The 16474-nt window shown below is 39.1% G+C and carries 17 protein-coding genes; 16 read left to right on the forward strand and 1 reads right to left on the reverse strand.

Annotated elements, in window-relative coordinates:
- Window positions 1-144 precede the first annotated feature (144 nt).
- The 5 genes from RCG22_RS24195 (at window position 145) to RCG22_RS24215 (ending at window position 5414) form a co-directional block, all read left to right on the forward strand.
- A complete protein-coding gene (locus RCG22_RS24195) occupies window positions 145-924 on the forward strand; it encodes a TerC family protein (protein ID WP_098263425.1) in 780 nt (259 codons plus the stop codon).
- 76 nt (window positions 925-1000) lie between these two features.
- Window positions 1001-2188 (forward strand): HpcH/HpaI aldolase/citrate lyase family protein, encoded by a 1188-nt coding sequence (locus tag RCG22_RS24200; RefSeq protein WP_308105008.1) that lies wholly within the window; start codon window positions 1001-1003, stop codon window positions 2186-2188.
- Window positions 2139-3515 (forward strand): phosphoribosyltransferase family protein, encoded by a 1377-nt coding sequence (locus tag RCG22_RS24205; protein WP_308105009.1) that lies wholly within the window; start codon window positions 2139-2141, stop codon window positions 3513-3515. Before RCG22_RS24200 ends, RCG22_RS24205 begins: the two co-directional genes overlap by 50 nt.
- Window positions 3508-4617 (forward strand): cysteine protease StiP family protein, encoded by a 1110-nt coding sequence (locus RCG22_RS24210; RefSeq protein ID WP_308105010.1) that lies wholly within the window; start codon window positions 3508-3510, stop codon window positions 4615-4617. The genes RCG22_RS24205 and RCG22_RS24210 overlap by 8 nt, the downstream gene beginning before the upstream one ends.
- On the forward strand, window positions 4614-5414 hold the full coding sequence (locus tag RCG22_RS24215) for an HAD family hydrolase (RefSeq protein ID WP_308105011.1): 801 nt from the start codon (window positions 4614-4616) through the stop codon (window positions 5412-5414). Before RCG22_RS24210 ends, RCG22_RS24215 begins: the two co-directional genes overlap by 4 nt.
- Here the strand turns inward: RCG22_RS24215 and RCG22_RS24220 are convergent.
- Window positions 5404-5628 carry a hypothetical protein gene (locus RCG22_RS24220; protein WP_308105012.1) on the reverse strand — a complete coding sequence of 75 codons (225 nt, stop codon included), beginning with the start codon at window positions 5626-5628 and terminating at the stop codon, window positions 5404-5406. The two genes, RCG22_RS24215 and RCG22_RS24220, sit on opposite strands and share 11 nt — an antisense overlap.
- Before the next feature lie 237 nt (window positions 5629-5865).
- Between RCG22_RS24220 and RCG22_RS24225 the strand changes: the two genes are divergently transcribed.
- The 11 genes from RCG22_RS24225 (at window position 5866) to RCG22_RS24275 (ending at window position 16472) form a co-directional block, all read left to right on the forward strand.
- The gene (locus RCG22_RS24225) at window positions 5866-7503 is read left to right on the forward strand and encodes a YceG family protein (RefSeq protein WP_308105013.1); all 1638 of its coding nucleotides are present in this window, start codon (window positions 5866-5868) and stop codon (window positions 7501-7503) included.
- Between the two features lie 3 nt (window positions 7504-7506).
- Window positions 7507-8610 carry a toxic anion resistance protein gene (locus RCG22_RS24230; protein ID WP_308105014.1) on the forward strand — a complete coding sequence of 368 codons (1104 nt, stop codon included), beginning with the start codon at window positions 7507-7509 and terminating at the stop codon, window positions 8608-8610.
- 40 nt (window positions 8611-8650) lie between these two features.
- Window positions 8651-9262 (forward strand): TerD family protein, encoded by a 612-nt coding sequence (locus RCG22_RS24235; protein ID WP_098263431.1) that lies wholly within the window; start codon window positions 8651-8653, stop codon window positions 9260-9262.
- 33 nt (window positions 9263-9295) lie between these two features.
- Window positions 9296-9874 (forward strand): TerD family protein, encoded by a 579-nt coding sequence (locus tag RCG22_RS24240; protein WP_098263432.1) that lies wholly within the window; start codon window positions 9296-9298, stop codon window positions 9872-9874.
- A gap of 139 nt (window positions 9875-10013) precedes the next feature.
- The gene (locus tag RCG22_RS24245; RefSeq protein WP_308105015.1) at window positions 10014-10715 is read left to right on the forward strand and encodes an anthrax toxin lethal factor-related metalloendopeptidase; all 702 of its coding nucleotides are present in this window, start codon (window positions 10014-10016) and stop codon (window positions 10713-10715) included.
- A 57-nt stretch (window positions 10716-10772) separates the two neighbouring features.
- Window positions 10773-11567 (forward strand): thymidylate synthase, encoded by a 795-nt coding sequence (locus RCG22_RS24250; protein ID WP_308105016.1) that lies wholly within the window; start codon window positions 10773-10775, stop codon window positions 11565-11567.
- Complete coding sequence (locus RCG22_RS24255; protein WP_308105017.1) at window positions 11564-12049, forward strand: dihydrofolate reductase; 486 nt, start codon at window positions 11564-11566, stop codon at window positions 12047-12049. The genes RCG22_RS24250 and RCG22_RS24255 overlap by 4 nt, the downstream gene beginning before the upstream one ends.
- Before the next feature lie 294 nt (window positions 12050-12343).
- The gene (locus RCG22_RS24260; protein WP_066256906.1) at window positions 12344-12538 is read left to right on the forward strand and encodes a twin-arginine translocase TatA/TatE family subunit; all 195 of its coding nucleotides are present in this window, start codon (window positions 12344-12346) and stop codon (window positions 12536-12538) included.
- Window positions 12539-12709: 171 nt separating this feature from the next.
- Entirely contained in the window at window positions 12710-13453 is a 744-nt protein-coding gene (gene tatC / locus RCG22_RS24265; protein ID WP_098263436.1) for a twin-arginine translocase subunit TatC, read from the forward strand.
- Between the two features lie 224 nt (window positions 13454-13677).
- Complete coding sequence (locus RCG22_RS24270; RefSeq protein ID WP_308105018.1) at window positions 13678-14754, forward strand: hydrogenase small subunit; 1077 nt, start codon at window positions 13678-13680, stop codon at window positions 14752-14754.
- Window positions 14751-16472, forward strand: a complete 1722-nt coding sequence (locus tag RCG22_RS24275; RefSeq protein WP_308105019.1) for a nickel-dependent hydrogenase large subunit — start codon at window positions 14751-14753, stop codon at window positions 16470-16472. The genes RCG22_RS24270 and RCG22_RS24275 overlap by 4 nt, the downstream gene beginning before the upstream one ends.
- The last annotated feature ends 2 nt before the right edge of the window (window positions 16473-16474 follow it).

Below are 16474 nucleotides of genomic sequence, written 5' to 3' on the forward strand. Positions count from 1 at the left end.
AATAATTAAGAGACCCAATCCATAATGGGTCTTTTTCAAAAATTTTGTTTTGTCAATCTGTCTAGCTGCAGCGCCTAGGGGCTCGAGGATATAAGCCCCTGAGAAAGGCACTTCCGCTTTTATATTCTAGGAGGAATTTTTTTAATGTCAGTTTTGAATCATATCTTGGACACATATGCACAATTTTTTGATTTGAATATGTGGGGTAAAATATTATCCGACCCAGTCAGCTGGGGACTTATTGGGACACTTATTATTTTGGAAGGATTACTTTCTGCTGATAATGCGCTTGTTTTAGCCGTTATGGTTAAACATTTGGAACCTAAAAAGCGTAAGAAAGCCTTGTTCTACGGTCTATTAGGCGCATATATATTCCGATTTATTGCGATTGGAATCGGTGTATACCTAATCAAGTTTTGGGTCATTAAAGCACTTGGGGCCGCGTATCTTGCCTGGTTAGCGATTAAGTATTTCATCGATAAGCGTAAAGGGGATACTGGTCACGATGAGGAAGAAACAGAAGGAATTAACCAAGGTGGTTTGCTTATACGTTTATTCGGTACCTTCTGGGGAACGGTAGCTGCAGTTGAATTAATGGATATTGCATTCTCGGTTGACAGTGTTCTTGCAGCATTTGGTGTCAGCAATCAGGTATGGATTTTATTTGTAGGCGGGATTCTTGGGGTATTAATGATGCGTGGTGTTGCCGGAGTATTTCTAACACTCATTGATAGGATTCCTGAGCTTGAAACCACTGCTTATATCTTAATCCTAATCATTGCTATTAAAATGGCACTTACGTTACCGTTATTCAATATCCATATTGAATCGTTGCATTTCTTTATTATTCTAGCTGTAACATTTGGGGCTACTTTTATTGTTCACTTCATGAATAAGAAAAAGGAAACCAGCAAAGAAAACTAAAAACTGTAGACGAAAATGGGGAGCTGACGAGAGTCCGTCTCCCCTATTTTTTACCTTTTAAGAGGAGAAATTGGTTATGGAATTTTTTACATACTTTTACGAAAATGATATTAAACGTTTCTTCTTTCAGAAACCACAGGCGTTTACTAAATATTCAAAGCGTGAGCTTCTATCTTATGGTTTAGGCGCCACACTTTATATGCCTGCTACACGCCCGAATATCCATCAGGAGATTCTCTCCAAGAAACATGAAGGGTTAACCTCCCTTGTTATCGACTTAGAAGATGCCGTAGGTGATAACGAGGTAACAGATGCGGAGGCATTGCTTATCAATGAATTATTAAAGTTGTATAGTGAATTAAATAGGGGCTTTTTGAGCTATATGGATCTACCGCTCATGTTTATTAGAATCCGGAACCTCGAGCAGTTTAAACGGGTAAGCGAACAATTAGGGGATGCTATCAGCCTGCTTACAGGGGTCGTACTTCCTAAATTCAACGTTGAAAATGGTGAAGAACTGTTAGTTGAGGTTCTCCGATTTCATACGGTTGAACATCCTTTTTATGCGATGCCGATTCTGGAGACAGCCAAGGTCATTCAAAAAGAAACCAGAATGGAAGAATTAATGGGTATAAAGAATCTTCTCGATCGCTATGAGGACATTATTTTAAATGTTCGAATTGGGGCCACGGATTTTTGTGGATTATATGGAATTCGTCGGAGTGCGGATACAACCGTTTATGATATCGCTGTTTTAAGAGATTGTATTTCTGATATAATCAATGTCTTTCAACGATTTGAAAGTGCCTATGTTGTCTCAGGCCCTGTTTGGGAGTATTTTTCAGCGAAAAAGAGAATGTTAAAGCCGCAACTTAGGCAAACACCATTCCGTGAACGGTACGGGGATGAAGGGTTGAAATGGAGAGCTAAATTAATTGATGAACATATGGATGGGTTAATTCAAGAAATCCTAATGGATATCGCAAACGGTTTAACAGGAAAAACGATTATTCACCCATCTCACATCAAAGTAGTTCAAGCTCTTAATGTTGTATCCTACGAGGAATTCATCGATGCTACCAATATCATAAAAGCTTCAACCGGAGAAATTGGTGTTATGAAAAGCAATTTTTCTAATAAAATGAACGAGATAAAACCTCACTTTTATTGGGCAAAGAAGACTATCTTAAAATCACAGCTGTACGGGGTGTTACATGAAGAATTTACAACCATTGACCTTATCAAAAAAGAAGTATACGTATAATATCCTTGACTCGATCGAAACGGAGATTGAAGTGTCTGAAAATCCGTATGACCTGCCGCTGGAAGATTTTTTTACAATGGCAGCAAGGATTAATAAGAAACGCTCGTTCCTGTTCGTAAGTAAGGTGCTTGGTAAACACCTTCCTATTAATCCTAATAAAGGGCTGCTGACTGGTGCCCTTCTTGGTGCGAGATATATTGAAACAGTTAAGGGGACTGAGTGTTTTGAAACTAAGAATCTATTAGCCATGTTTAGAAAAGGAGAATCATACCGGTCTAAGGCCTTTATCCCGGAAAATATTCGTCCTGTCGTGATAGGATTCGCTGAAACAGCAACTGCCCTTGGGCATGCTTTCTTTAACTGTTTTCAATCTGCAGAATACTTTCATACTACCAGGGAAGAACTCAAACAGGAAAAACCGGAGATTACTTTTGAAGAAGAGCATTCCCATGCGACATCCCATCGCTGTTATATTCCATTAGAAATGATCCAAAATGAACGAGAATTCATTCTCGTTGACGATGAAATGACAACGGGTAAAACTGCTTTAAATATTATCGAATCGATTCATGCTAAATTCCCGAGAGATGTTTATACCGTTATTTCCATTCTAGATTGGCGTTCAGAAGAAAATCTTCATCGTTTTAACTGTCTTGAACAGAAACTTGGGATTAAAATTAATGTGGTCAGTCTATTGGCGGGTACAGTACAGGTGAAGGAGCATGGTGAAATTGTTAATCGGCCAAACAACGTTGTATTCAACAAAAGAGTTGAGGCAGCAGTAGAACAAATCGATCTATCCTCTTTTTTTACCACTACTCCCTATTCAGTAAATAACCCGTTGAATAGCTATGCATTTATTAAAGAGACTGGCCGATTTGGACTGACTAGTTCAGAAAATATTAGTCTTCACCAAAAGGTTGAGGCAGCTGCGAATGTATTGATCCAAAAAAGGAACGGAAAAAGGACACTTTGCCTAGGCACGGGTGAGTTTATGTATCTACCTATGAAACTCACTGCCGAAATGGGTAGAGATGTTTTTTATCAATCAACTACTCGAAGTCCCATCTTTATCGAAGACGAAGTTGGTTACGGTGCAAGATATGGTGCGTCTTTCCCAAATCCAGAAGACCAAGACATAACACACTATTTTTATAATATCCCGCAAGGATACTACGATGAAATATTTATTTTTTTTGAGAGAAAAGTATTGTTAGAGAATATGCAGCCATTATTGGAAGAACTGGAAAAATTACAAATTAAGATGATTAGGCTCGTCTTTTTTTCTGAACACCGAGGTGATCAAATTGAAAACCACAATGAATAAGCCAGCAAATATCGGAAGCTATAAAGCGGAGGATGTTGAATTCCTTTTAAAGGATTTAAGCGCTATTAAGCTAGAAGATTCCACAGAAAATCGGGAATTAAAGGTTCAATCAGGGATTCATTACAGCGAATCTCTTCCCATAGAATACCAGCCTCCAAAGGCATATGTAGATTTATTTTGGGAAACTTTACAGGAACACAAACAAAAAGTAGCTTTATGTATTGGCATTGTCGCAGAACAAATCTATCAATTGAAGGGTGATAAGACCGTACTGGTCTCCCTGGCACGTGCTGGTACACCTGTGGGGATATTAATCAAAAGATATATCCATATGCACTACCATGTTTATTTGCCGCATTACAGTGTTTCAATCATTCGCGACAGAGGGATTGACGAAAATGCACTTCAATATATATTGAACCAGCATCCAGAGGCGGATATTCAATTTGTGGATGGCTGGACTGGAAAAGGGGCAATTTCACTTGAATTGACAAAAGCCTGCGATGATTATCACAAAAAATATGGGATTAAGCTTGATGATACATTAGCAGTCATCGCTGATCCTGGATATTGTACCACTCTGTTCGGAACCCGAGAGGATTTCTTAATCCCTAGTGCTTGCCTTAATTCAACCGTCTCAGGTCTGGTAAGCAGGACGGTTTTAAATCAACAATATATCGGTAAAGATGATTTCCATGGAGCAAAGTATTACCATGAGTTGATTCCGGTTGATGTTTCCAATGAATATATTAATTTGATTAGTAAGGAATTTGTACACATTGCCCGGGAATCAGCGAAGCTTGCGACAAAAAAGAACAACGAAAAAATAGAAACTGGATTCTTAGGGATGGAGGATGTCAAACGCATTCAAGCTGAATTTGCAATTGAAAGCACCCATTATATTAAACCGGGAGTCGGAGAAACAACAAGAGTTCTCCTTCGCAGGGTTCCGTGGAAGATTCTGATGCGCGACCCATCTAGTCCTTTTGTCAAACATATTCTTATGCTTGCAGAAGAAAAGGGTGTAGAGATTGTACCCTATCCAAATTTAAAGTATTTATGCTGCGGTTTAATCAAATCGGTTAAGGGGATTAACCAATGATTTTTGCATCCGACCTTGATCGTACCTTGGTTTATTCGAAACGGGCCATCGAAGAAATGGGAGAATTCGATAAAACAGCCCTTAGACCCGTAGAAAAAAAAGATAATGACTGGGTTGCTTTTATGACTGATCAATCTTTTCTTGCTTTAAAAGAGCTGTCTCAAGCATGTCTATTTGTGCCGGTTACTACGAGGACAACGGAGCAATTTAACCGTTTCTTCATCTTTAAGAAAGACATTCCGCTAAAATATGCGATTACTTCAAATGGGGCCAATATTATTTATGAAGGTGAAATGATGGAAGAGTGGTCATCACATATTTTTAATCGAATGAACGCGGAATCAGCTTCCCAAACAGAGCTGCTTGCTAATCTAAAAAGAGAAGGCTTTCAATTTGATGGGCAAATAAAGCAGGCAGAGAACTTATTTTTCTATTATATATTAAACAGTCTCCCACCTGCTCTAGACCGAAAAGCAATTAATGATGTGGCCGTTTCTTTTGGATGGAGAATCTCTTTACAAGGAAGGAAGCTATACTTTATCCCACGGGCAATTAGCAAAGGGGATGCACTTGAATTTATCTCTAAGCGAGAAGGAATCGAAGTCATTGCAGGTGCGGGGGACTCCGTTCTAGATTGGGACTTTCTAAAAAACTGTCAAAATCGATTTGTACCGGCCCATGGTGAGCTCGCTAGGGTGTCAGGCACCAGTAATTATACTCTTACAAATAATTACGGTGTGGGTGCAGGGGAAGAGATTATCCAACAGTTTTTACAGCTAATCCAGCTTAGGGTTTAATCTTCTTTTCTTTTCGGTTAAATATATAAAAATATACACAAGCAAATAAACTATAGCAGCCAAAAAAGAATAGAATTGATAGGGCTAGTGAAGGCAATGCTGAAGAAAGCAGCATGGTAAAGATGAAACTGAACACAAATAAGTCTAGATAAATAAATACATCGGAGACCATTACTTCCATCACCGTATTTAATTCATCCTGTATGTGTTCCATCCTTGGCCGCTTATATAAAAACCTCATTCGAGTCACCTACTTTAGTGTCAGTACTCAAATAGTATGTTAGGACAAGGGAAAAGGTGAAAAATGAGGAAATGGTGAAAATGGCGAAACATTTTTTAATGACATTCGTATAAACAAATGAACCAATTAATTAACTGTGATATGATGATATGGAAACCTTACATAATTTGCTAAAGAATTAAGCTTTCTTTTTTAAGGAAGGGATTATGAATGCATCTACCATTAAATCAGTTAATCGCCCATCCTGTATCCCTTACGTATGAAACCTGGTCCACGTTGCTGAAAAAAACGCTGCCAGAACGGCCCAATTATTCATTAGAAAATGGAGCAATCCATATTGGGCAAGTACTTGGGAAGTTCCTCGGGATCCCAATCGATACGGATAACTATTATAACCAGCTGTTTGATTATGTTAATAACTCTGAATGGAACCTTCAGTTGTTAAGTGAGGAATCACTTGATAAAACCATTAATAATACTCACTTTCAATCCATTCAAAAAGTCATCAATATTAATCGGGAACAAAAGTTGTCCATCAACCGCTTTACAGCTTTTTTAGATGGGGAACAGCTTTTGTTGAAATCAAAGGTGCCAGTTATCCATCGAAAGCTAAGAGAGGCGATGATCGCAACCCTAGAGTTGTACGCAAAACTTGAAAAAGACGGGCTAAATAACCATGAACTTAGAAGGGTTCTTGTTGATATTGTTAAATGGTCAATCAATCATTTACAACCCGTTTTGGAAAAGGCTGATCCACAAAAGGAAATGCCTAAATTTTTGTGGTACGGCGACTTTAAGAAAAGTCACCAATATTTCTTATTTTATTTAAGCAAACTCGCCTGTGATATTGTTATTTTCCATCCAGAAGGTAAGGATATTTTAGAGGGTATGGTTCATGAGCCAATCTTCTCTCATCAATTTCAAAATAAGCTGCCAGCAGAACCATTTCCAAAAGAAAAGCGCAGTCGAAAGGCTACCGTTGCCTATCGGGCCTCCAAGGAAATTGAAACGATTTTAAACCAAGAAGGTTCAGGTCTTTATAAGCCTTGGCAATTAAGGGATTATACGCCTTCCTCCATTACTTTAAAAACAACCTATGATGAACTATTTATTCTTGGGAAAGAAATAGCCATGGTTAGGCCAGATTTTGAAGTAGGGAACGGAGGAGTCAAAATCCCATCGATTTTTGCGAAGGTGCAGGGTGTTAGTAAGAATCGAAAAGAGTACTGGGACCGCTTGCAATCGCTCAGTGAATCAGAAAACAGTCTATTGATTCGCCGCTTGCCGATTACAATGACAAGCACAAGTGATTTTCGCTTTCATTATCGAAATGCTCTGGGGAAGGATGGCTTTATTAATCCAGCGATCATGATGCAAGCACATTACTGGCCCTATTCCTTTTTATCTTCAGGCTTACAAAAAGGAATCGCGAATGCAATTCGGAGAATGTGCGAAAAACCAGGTTTAAAGCTCCAACCGAGGGAAAGTATAGAAGATGTTAAAATGTATTTATTTACACAGGGATTATTTATGCCAAAGCCCATCATTCAATTGCTAGAGCGATTTGACTACTCACAATATGTACCGAAGTTAATCATTTTTAATAATGAATTATCGGGTATACTGTCACGGTCGGATGCAGCGTTAATCCTACTATTAAATCAATTTGGTATTGATATCATCTTGTATAATCCACCCGGCCATAATGATATTGAAAGTTACTTAGACGAACGCTTATTTGATACACATTGGCTTGAAGACGTTGTTTTTAATTTAGAATTTAAAGAGCCGTCTATTTTTAAAAAAGGGCTTTTTCAAGGAATCTTAAAAAATTTAAGGGGAGATTAACTAGTGAATCTTACGCCAAGTTCATCAAGCGGATTAACGCCAGCAGGTGCGGATGACATCCTGACAGATACAAAAGTCTCTGATATTAAACTTGCACTTCGCAAAGAACCAGAAATTCAGAATTTGGCACGAACCATTGATGAACGTGATCAAATTCAAGTTTTAGAGTTTGGAAAGGAACCAGCCGTTCAAATTTCTCGTTTTTCTGACCAAATATTAAATAACATGCGGACAACAAAAGTTGAGGATTCAGGTGAACTTCTAAAACAATTGGGTCGTATCATGGATAAATTTGATGCTAAGGACTTCCAAAAGACCTCAGGTGGATTTTTTGGAAAGCTTTTTAAAAAGGGTGAAAAGGTAGTCGAAAAGCTGTTTGGAAAGTATCAAACGATGGGCTCCGAAATTGATAAAGTATACATAGAAATATCGAAATATCAGCATGAAATGGTTGATTCAACAAATATGCTCGAGCAAATGTATGAGCAAAACTACCAATACTATTTAACGCTTGAAAAATATATTGTTGCCGGTGAAATAAAAGTAGAGGAACTAAAAAACAATCAACTTCCACAGCTTGAAGCCCGTTCCGCATCTGGTGACCAACTTGCCTCCATGCAATTAGATTCGCTGAAAAACGTCCTGGAGTTATTGGAACAGCGTATTTATGATTTAGAAATGGCCAAAATGGTCTCACTGCAAACAGCGCCTCAAATTCGGCTATTGCAAAGAGGGAATACAAAACTGATAGGAAAAATCAATTCAGCATTTGTGACCACCATCCCGATTTTTAAAAATGGTTTGATCCAAGCGATGGCGGCGAAAAGACAGAAGCTGGTTGCTGATTCAATGAGTGAGCTTGACCGCAGGACCAATGAAATGCTTCTTAAAAATGCGCAAAACATTTCGCAGCAAAGCACGGACATTGCTAGGCTCGCGGGTGGTCCAAGTATTAAAATCGAGACCATTGAAGAATCTTGGAACATTATTATCAAGGGCATGCAGGAAACAAGGGCTATTGAAGAAGAAAATAAACGGATGCGGATTGAAGGTACCAAACGTTTAGAGCAACTGCAGGATAACTTTAAAAAGTTGAAACAATCTTAATAATATTTTGATTTACTAAATTCTTATAGGGGTGATTGAATTGGCTATTAATTTACAAAAAGGTCAACGTGTTGATTTAACGAAGAGTAATCCGGGATTATCTAAAATCATGGTAGGTTTAGGCTGGGACCCAGTCCAAAGCGGAGGTGGCGGCGGCTTATTTGGTGGTTTATTCAGCGGCGGCGGTGCTGCCAATATCGACTGTGATGCATCTGTTATCATGCTTGGTGCAAATGATAAGCTTCAAAACAATAAGGACGTCGTTTACTTTGGAAACCTAAAAAGCTTGGATGGCAGTGTTCAACATTCAGGTGATAATTTAACAGGCGATGGAGACGGCGATGACGAGCAGGTAATCATCGATTTAAGCAGAGTACCTTCCCATATTCAAAAACTTGTTTTCGTAGTTAATATCTATGACTGCGTGAAGAGAAAGCAGCACTTTGGCATGATCAAGAATGCCTTTATCAGAGTCGTGAATCCAGGAAACAATCAAGAGCTGCTTCACTACAATTTAACGGATAATTACAGCGGGTTAACCTGTCTTGTGACAGGAGAAATTTATCGCCATGGTAATGAGTGGAAGTTTGCGGCAATTGGCAGCGGTACAAATGCAGCCAGCTTAAGTGAAGTTGTTCGGAGCTTTAGTTAAGTAAGAAATAAAGTTTAGATAGAGGTGATACGTTTGGGTATTAACTTAGCAAAGGGACAAAGAATCGATTTAACAAAAACGAACCCTGGGTTAACCAAGGCTATAATTGGCCTCGGCTGGGATACGAATCGTTATCATGGAGGAAATGACTTTGACCTGGATGCATCAGCGTTTTTAGCAGATGCAAATGGCAGAGTAACACAGGATTCTGACTTTATCTTTTATAATAATTTAGTCCACCCTTCAGGCTCCGTCGAACATACAGGTGATAACCGTACCGGCGAAGGTGACGGCGACGACGAGCAAATCAAGATTGACTTTAGTAAAGTGCCTTCTCACGTGCATCGGATTGCGATAACTGTGACCATTCATGATGCGGAAGCAAGGTTCCAGAATTTTGGTCAGGTTTCCAATGCCTTTGTTCGTTTAGTTGACGAGGACACGAATAATGAGGTTTTACGATTTGACCTGGGTGAAGATTTTTCTGTCGAGACTGCCGTGGTCATTTGTGAACTATACCGCCATAACGGTGATTGGAAATTCAACGCGATTGGCAGTGGGTTTGCTGGTGGATTAGCCGCGCTTTGCCGAAACTATGGTTTAGAAGTTTAAATAATTAAAATTGTGAAGCTGCCATATTTGGTAGCTTTTTTCCTTTATTCCCCACCTTTGGCTTAGGAATTCAAATTAAGCTGCCAAATTCCTATGCTATAATTCAATTAAGCTATTGAATGAATAGGGGGATGATGTGATGCGTAAATCGTTTATAGTGATAATATTCGCTGGTTTATTTCTATCATCCATAACGACCTCACAAGCTTCCAATGCGGAAATTTTGCTAGGAGATTATTCGAAAAACTCAATACTCTATCAATCTCTTCAAGTTGAGCATTCGTTCCCACTTTTAGAGCAAATCATTGTCTTGCCACGGCAGTTTTTTGATGAACATGAAGCGGCCGTGATGATTTCGAGAATTAATTCCTTACCGTATTCCCTTTTGGAAAAAATAAACAATCAAGGAATAAACCTGAAACTTTTTACAGGAAAACTCACTGATAATCCCACTGCTCGGAAATATGCAGGGCAGGTCCCAAGGGGGTATACCTCTAATGTAACATGGGATGATATTCCAGGGATGGGAGGGTCGAAGGTCGTCCTTGTTAAGATTGGTGCCAGTGAAAAAGGGGTAGGGCATGGTTCCGTCAATTTAGAATTGCATGAAATGGCGCATTCGATTGATCGCTATGTGTATGACGAAATCAGTGGTTCAAAGGATTTTTTACGTGCGTGGAAAAAGGAACATGAACAATTGTTTCCGGGAAACAGTTATTTCTTATTCCCGGAAGAATATTTTGCCGAGAGTTTCGCGATGTACTATTTGAATAATGGTACAAAAGAAATATTACGTAAGAAAGCTCCGGAGACATTCGATTTGATTAAACAGCTTCACTAATTCGTCCTTGATTGTTAAAATAGAGAAATATGAAATGCAGTTAGGAGAGTGTCCAAGTTGAAACAATATCTGGAGCTATGTAAGCATGTACTAGAAAATGGAACTGTGAAGGGTGACAGGACGGGGACTGGAACAATCAGCACCTTCGGTTATCAAATGAGATTTGATTTGGCGGAAGGATTTCCGCTGGTAACAACCAAAAAGTTGCACTTAAAATCAATTATTTATGAATTGCTCTGGTTTTTAAATGGAGATACGAATGTTCGGTATTTACAGGAGAACGGGGTCCGTATTTGGAATGAATGGGCAGATGAAAATGGGGAATTAGGACCTGTTTATGGTCATCAATGGCGCTCCTGGACAGGTGCAGACGGTAAAACTGTTGACCAAATCACGGAGTTAATTAGCCAGATAAAAACGAATCCAAACTCAAGAAGATTGCTTGTTAATGCTTGGAATGTCGCAGAGATTGATCACATGGCGTTGCCGCCCTGTCACTGTATGTTCCAATTCAATGTGGCAGACGGAAAGCTGTCATGCCAGCTTTACCAACGCTCAGCCGATGTGTTTCTTGGCGTCCCGTTTAACATCGCTTCTTATGCGCTTCTAACCATGATGATTGCACAAGTATGTGACCTTGAGCCAGGCGAATTTATCCACACTTTTGGTGATGTTCATATTTATCAGAACCATCTCGAACAAGTGAAACTGCAAATGAGTCGCGAAATACGGTCCTTACCAATCGTAAAAATTAACCCGCTTGTCAAAGATATCTACTCTTTTGAATATGAAGACTTTGCTCTGGAAGGGTATGACCCTCATCCGCATATTAAAGGAGTGGTTAGTGTATGATATCCTTTATTGTTGCGATGGACAAAAATAGAGTCATCGGGAAAAATAATCAATTGCCTTGGCGGTTGCCAGAAGATTTAAAATTTTTCAAGAGGGTTACGATGGGCCACCCTATCGCGATGGGAAGAAAAACTCATGAATCGATCGGGCGTGTCCTTCCCGGCAGAGAAAATATTGTCATCACTCGGCAAAAAGAATACCGAAGGGAGGATTGTACGGTAGTATACTCCGTTGAGGATTTTGTTCAGTACAGCGAAAAGCAAAGCGACGAAATCTTCGTTATTGGTGGGGCGGAAATATTTAATGAGACATTTGATTATGCGGACCGGCTTTATATCACGCTTATTCATGAGGAATTTGCAGGGGATACGTATTTTCCTGAATTTGATGTCAGCAATTGGGAATTGATATCTTGTGAAAAGGGAGTAAAGGATAATAAGAATCCGTACGATTATGAATTCAGAATTTATAATCGAAAATAGTAATACAAATTGATTTGGGTATTATAAAGTTCTAATTAAATTCAATAAAAGCATGTTGTTAAAATATTTTATAAATTATTTAAACTAAAATAATCATTGACTTCATTAGTGGTAATTGATAAATTGTCATTAGTAATGAATAATGTGGTAAGAAAATGCTAAATATCACTTTAAGGGTATTTTAAATAGATATTGTGAATTTACTATGAATTATCGCATATAACTAACTCAAAATGGATTTTCGGTACTATAATCATAGTAGAAATATACAACAATTGAAGGGGATGTAAATCCATGTTTTCTAATATCGGTGTACCCGGATTAATTTTAATCTTAACATTAGCTTTGATTATTTTTGGACCTAAGAAACTTCCGGAAATTGGTCGTGCTTTCGGACAAACATTAAAGGAATTTAAAAAATCTACACGTGAACTCACTGATGATGTTATGAAGGATATTGACGAAGAAAAGAAAAACTTGACTAAATAAGGTGTGAGATTTTGTATCTTACACCTTTTTCTTCTCTAATTTAACCTATAAGAACATGTAAAAAGATATTCATAATAATAACATGGCACAAATAATTTATAGTTATATTTATCTCTGAAAGCTATATACACGTGCACATCTTTAACCTTTTGAAATTGGCAGGGGAAGTACATGGATGATAAAGAATTAAATTTAGTTGATCATTTAGAGGAATTACGAAAACGAATTATTGTGACCGCACTTGCATTTGTAGCCTTTTTTATCGCCGGCTTTATATATGTAGATGATATCTATAAATGGTTTGTCGGGACTACGAAACTGATGGTGCTTGGACCAAGTGATATTATGTGGATTTATTTCATGCTGGCAACTGTTGTAGCCGTGGCGGGAACAATTCCTGTTCTAGCGTTACAAATTTGGTTGTTTGTCAGACCCGCACTGAGACCGATTGAAAGAAAAATAACGATTTCTTATGTTCCTGCATTATTTTTCTTGTTTATCATTGGGCTTGCCTTCGGATATTTTATTATCTTTCCAATGGTTCTAGACTTTTTGGTTAACATGGGTAAAGATATGTTTGTTACAAACTTCACTGCCGAACGATATTTTAGTTTTATCATGAATATGACCTTGCCATTCGGTGTCTTATTTGAACTTCCGGTGGTTGTTATGTTTTTAACTTCACTTGGGATTATCAATCCGTTTGTCCTTTCAAAAATTCGTAAATATGCGTACTTCGTTCTGATAATTATCGCAATCGTTATTACACCACCGGACTTTATGTCTGATTTTGTCGTAACCGTACCACTCTTGCTCCTTTATGAGATTAGTATTAATTTATCGAAGTTTGTCTATCGTAAGCGTTTGAAAAATCAGCAAGAAGATGAATTGGATGAGGAAGTAGCAGAGGCTTAATTAATAATGCATAGACCCTAAGGGATTAAATTCTCTTCGGGTCTTTTTTTATGCTCCTTTTTCGGGCATTTACAACTTAATTACTGATAAAAATGTATTAATACAGTTAAGGATAGTTTGTGTACATTCTTGAATAATCATGACTAAAGACCTGCCATTATAATACAATTTCCTTGTAATTAAATATATTTACTTATTTTCATGATAGGTGGAGGGGTTAGCGGATGAAGAAAAAGAAAACAGTATATGAAGCCGCAATCGATCACGGATTTAGCCGGCGTGACTTCCTGAAAATGTGTACAGCATTAGCTGCGACATTGGGGCTAGAGTTTACCCAGTCAGATCAAGTTGTTAAAGCCATGGAAACTAAAACGAGAGTTCCTGTTGTCTGGCTGCAATTTCAAGATTGCACGGGCTGCTCAGAATCGTTTATTCGATCATCACAACCAAAGACTGAAAGCGTTTTACTAGAAATGATTTCTCTGGAGTATTCTGAAGTATTATCTGCTGCTTCTGGTCATCAGGTAGAAGCTTCCATGAAACAAGTATTAAAGGATTATAAAGGGGAATATGTTCTTGCAGTGGAAGGCAGCATTCCTGAGGATGATTCCTTCCTAACCGTTGCTGGTCAATCAGCAAAAGAAACATTCCTAGAAATGGCTGCAGGCGCAAAAGCAATTATTGCATATGGTTCATGTTCGTCCTGGGGAGGAATTGCCGCAGCACATCCTAACCCAACGGGAGCGAAGCCAGTAACTAGCTTTGTAAAAGATACTCCAACCATCCTTGTGCCGGGCTGTCCGCCAATTTCTGAAGTAATGACAGGAGTGATAGCTCATATTATTACCTTTGGCAAATTACCGGAACTTGATCAATTTGGACGTCCGAAAGCTTTTTATCGCCATCGTATTCATGACAAATGTAACCGACGTGCTTATTTTGATGCTGGCCTGTTCGTAGAATCCTTTGATGATGAAGGAGCCAAACAAGGCTACTGTTTATATAAAGTCGGCTGTAAAGGCCCGACAACTTACAACTCTTGTGCAGAAATGCGCTGGAATGGAGGGGTTAGCTACCCGATTCAATCCGGTAATCCATGCTTCGGCTGTTCCGAAAAGGACTTCTGGGATAATGGTCCATTCTACACGAGAAGAGCCAAAATACCCGGCACGCAAACGACCATTAATCCTGACGCAGTTGGCTTAACGGCTATTGGCTTGACTACTGCAGGTATTGCCGTTCATGCAGCAGGGACGGTAATCAAGAGAAAGAGAGACGACAAACGGGGTGATGAGGAATGAGTGAACGTATAGTTGTTGACCCAATAACGAGAATCGAAGGTCACCTTCGAGTCGAAGTAGATGTGGATGAAAAAGGCGTTATTAAAGACGCATTTAGCTCAGGTACCGCAGTTCGCGGACTAGAATTGATTGTAAAAGACCGTGACCCGCGTGATGTTTGGGCGTATGTGCAAAGGATTTGCGGCGTTTGTACAACCGTACATGCCCTAGCATCGATTCGTTCTGTTGAAGATGCATTAAAAATAAAAATCCCTAGAAATGCCCATTTGATCCGAGACATTATGAATGAAGCTTTGTTTGTTCACGACCATGTGGTCCATTTTTATCACTTGCATGCATTAGACTGGGTTGATGTCGTTAGTGCGATTAGTGCCAATCCTGCCGAAACTTCAAGAATTGCACAGTCGATTTCAAGCTGGCCAAAATCATCTCCCGGTTACTTCACTGATGTACAAAACAAAGTAAAGAAATTAGTGCAAAGTGGTCAACTCGGCATTTTCGCAAATGGTTATTGGGGCCATAAAGCATATAAGCTTCCTCCAGAGGTGAACTTGTTAGCTGTGGCTCATTATCTGGAAGCACTGGATTGGCAAAAGGAAATTGTCAAAATTCATACCATTTTTGGCGGTAAAAACCCGCATCCGCATTATGTGGTCGGGGGAATGGCAACTCCACTTGATATTGACAGTGATAACGGCGTACATGCAGAACGGTTAATGCATGTATCACAACTGATCGACCAAGCGAAGGAATTTGTAAATCAAGTCTATATCCCGGATTTACTTGCGATTGGTTCATATTATAAGGATTGGACCTATGGAGGCGGCTTAAATAATTACCTCTGCTATGGAGATTTCTCTACAGGGGATATTTATGACACGAAGCTCTATCGGATGCCAAGAGGAATTATCTTAAATGGTAACTTGAAAGAAGTTTTAGACGTTGACCTTAAAGATCCTGAGCATGTTCAGGAGTTTATTGATCATTCTTGGTATACCTATGATGGTGATTCAGGCGGCAAAGGAAAACATCCATTTGATGGTGAAACTACTTTTAACTATACGGGTCCTAAAGCACCATTTAAACAATTGGATACCGATAAGGAGTATAGCTGGCTCAAAGCACCACGCTGGAAAGAGCATCCGATGGAAACAGGACCACTCGCCAGGATGATTGTCGGCTATGCAGCGGGAAAAGAAGAAATCGTAAATATCGTCGACGAAACATTGAAAAAGCTGGATTTACCTATTTCGGCCTTACAATCAGCTTTAGGAAGAACCGTCGCCCGCGGACTTGAAACGGTGTTAATTTCAGGATGGTTACGCAATGACATGGATGAATTATTAAAGAATGTGAAGAGCGGCGACCAAACCACTTTTGATCGTACAAAATGGGAACCAAATACATGGCCAGAACGTGCCAAAGGTGTCGGTTGGATGGAAGCACCGCGCGGAGCACTCGGACATTGGATTGATATTAAAGATGGTAAAACGCATAACTATCAAGCTGTGGTTCCATCAACATGGAATGCATCACCACGGGACCACAAAAATACGATTGGTGCTTATGAAGCTGCGCTTAAAGGGACTCCAATGTTAAATAAGGAGCAGCCGCTTGAAATTATGAGGATTATCCACTCGTTTGACCCATGTCTTGCATGTGCCGTACACTTAACAGATTTGGAAACGAATACGACGACTGAAATTCGTTTAGGTTAGGA

The organism is Neobacillus nitrireducens (assembly GCF_030915405.1).
Taxonomy (GTDB): Bacteria; Bacillota; Bacilli; order Bacillales; family Cytobacillaceae; genus Neobacillus.

What these genes read in the sequence shown, in the direction of transcription:
- RCG22_RS24195 (WP_098263425.1), top strand. Translation starts at nt 145, where the DNA reads ATGTCAGTTTTGAATCATATCTTGGACACATATGCACAATTTTTTGAT.
- RCG22_RS24200 (WP_308105008.1), top strand. Translation starts at nt 1,001, where the DNA reads ATGGAATTTTTTACATACTTTTACGAAAATGATATTAAACGTTTCTTC.
- RCG22_RS24205 (WP_308105009.1), top strand. Translation starts at nt 2,139, where the DNA reads ATGAAGAATTTACAACCATTGACCTTATCAAAAAAGAAGTATACGTAT.
- RCG22_RS24210 (WP_308105010.1), top strand. Translation starts at nt 3,508, where the DNA reads ATGAATAAGCCAGCAAATATCGGAAGCTATAAAGCGGAGGATGTTGAA.
- RCG22_RS24215 (WP_308105011.1), top strand. Translation starts at nt 4,614, where the DNA reads ATGATTTTTGCATCCGACCTTGATCGTACCTTGGTTTATTCGAAACGG.
- RCG22_RS24220 (WP_308105012.1), bottom strand. Translation starts at nt 5,628, where the DNA reads ATGGAACACATACAGGATGAATTAAATACGGTGATGGAAGTAATGGTC.
- RCG22_RS24225 (WP_308105013.1), top strand. Translation starts at nt 5,866, where the DNA reads ATGCATCTACCATTAAATCAGTTAATCGCCCATCCTGTATCCCTTACG.
- RCG22_RS24245 (WP_308105015.1), top strand. Translation starts at nt 10,014, where the DNA reads ATGCGTAAATCGTTTATAGTGATAATATTCGCTGGTTTATTTCTATCA.
- RCG22_RS24255 (WP_308105017.1), top strand. Translation starts at nt 11,564, where the DNA reads ATGATATCCTTTATTGTTGCGATGGACAAAAATAGAGTCATCGGGAAA.
- RCG22_RS24260 (WP_066256906.1), top strand. Translation starts at nt 12,344, where the DNA reads ATGTTTTCTAATATCGGTGTACCCGGATTAATTTTAATCTTAACATTA.
- tatC (WP_098263436.1), top strand. Translation starts at nt 12,710, where the DNA reads ATGGATGATAAAGAATTAAATTTAGTTGATCATTTAGAGGAATTACGA.
- RCG22_RS24270 (WP_308105018.1), top strand. Translation starts at nt 13,678, where the DNA reads ATGAAGAAAAAGAAAACAGTATATGAAGCCGCAATCGATCACGGATTT.
- RCG22_RS24275 (WP_308105019.1), top strand. Translation starts at nt 14,751, where the DNA reads ATGAGTGAACGTATAGTTGTTGACCCAATAACGAGAATCGAAGGTCAC.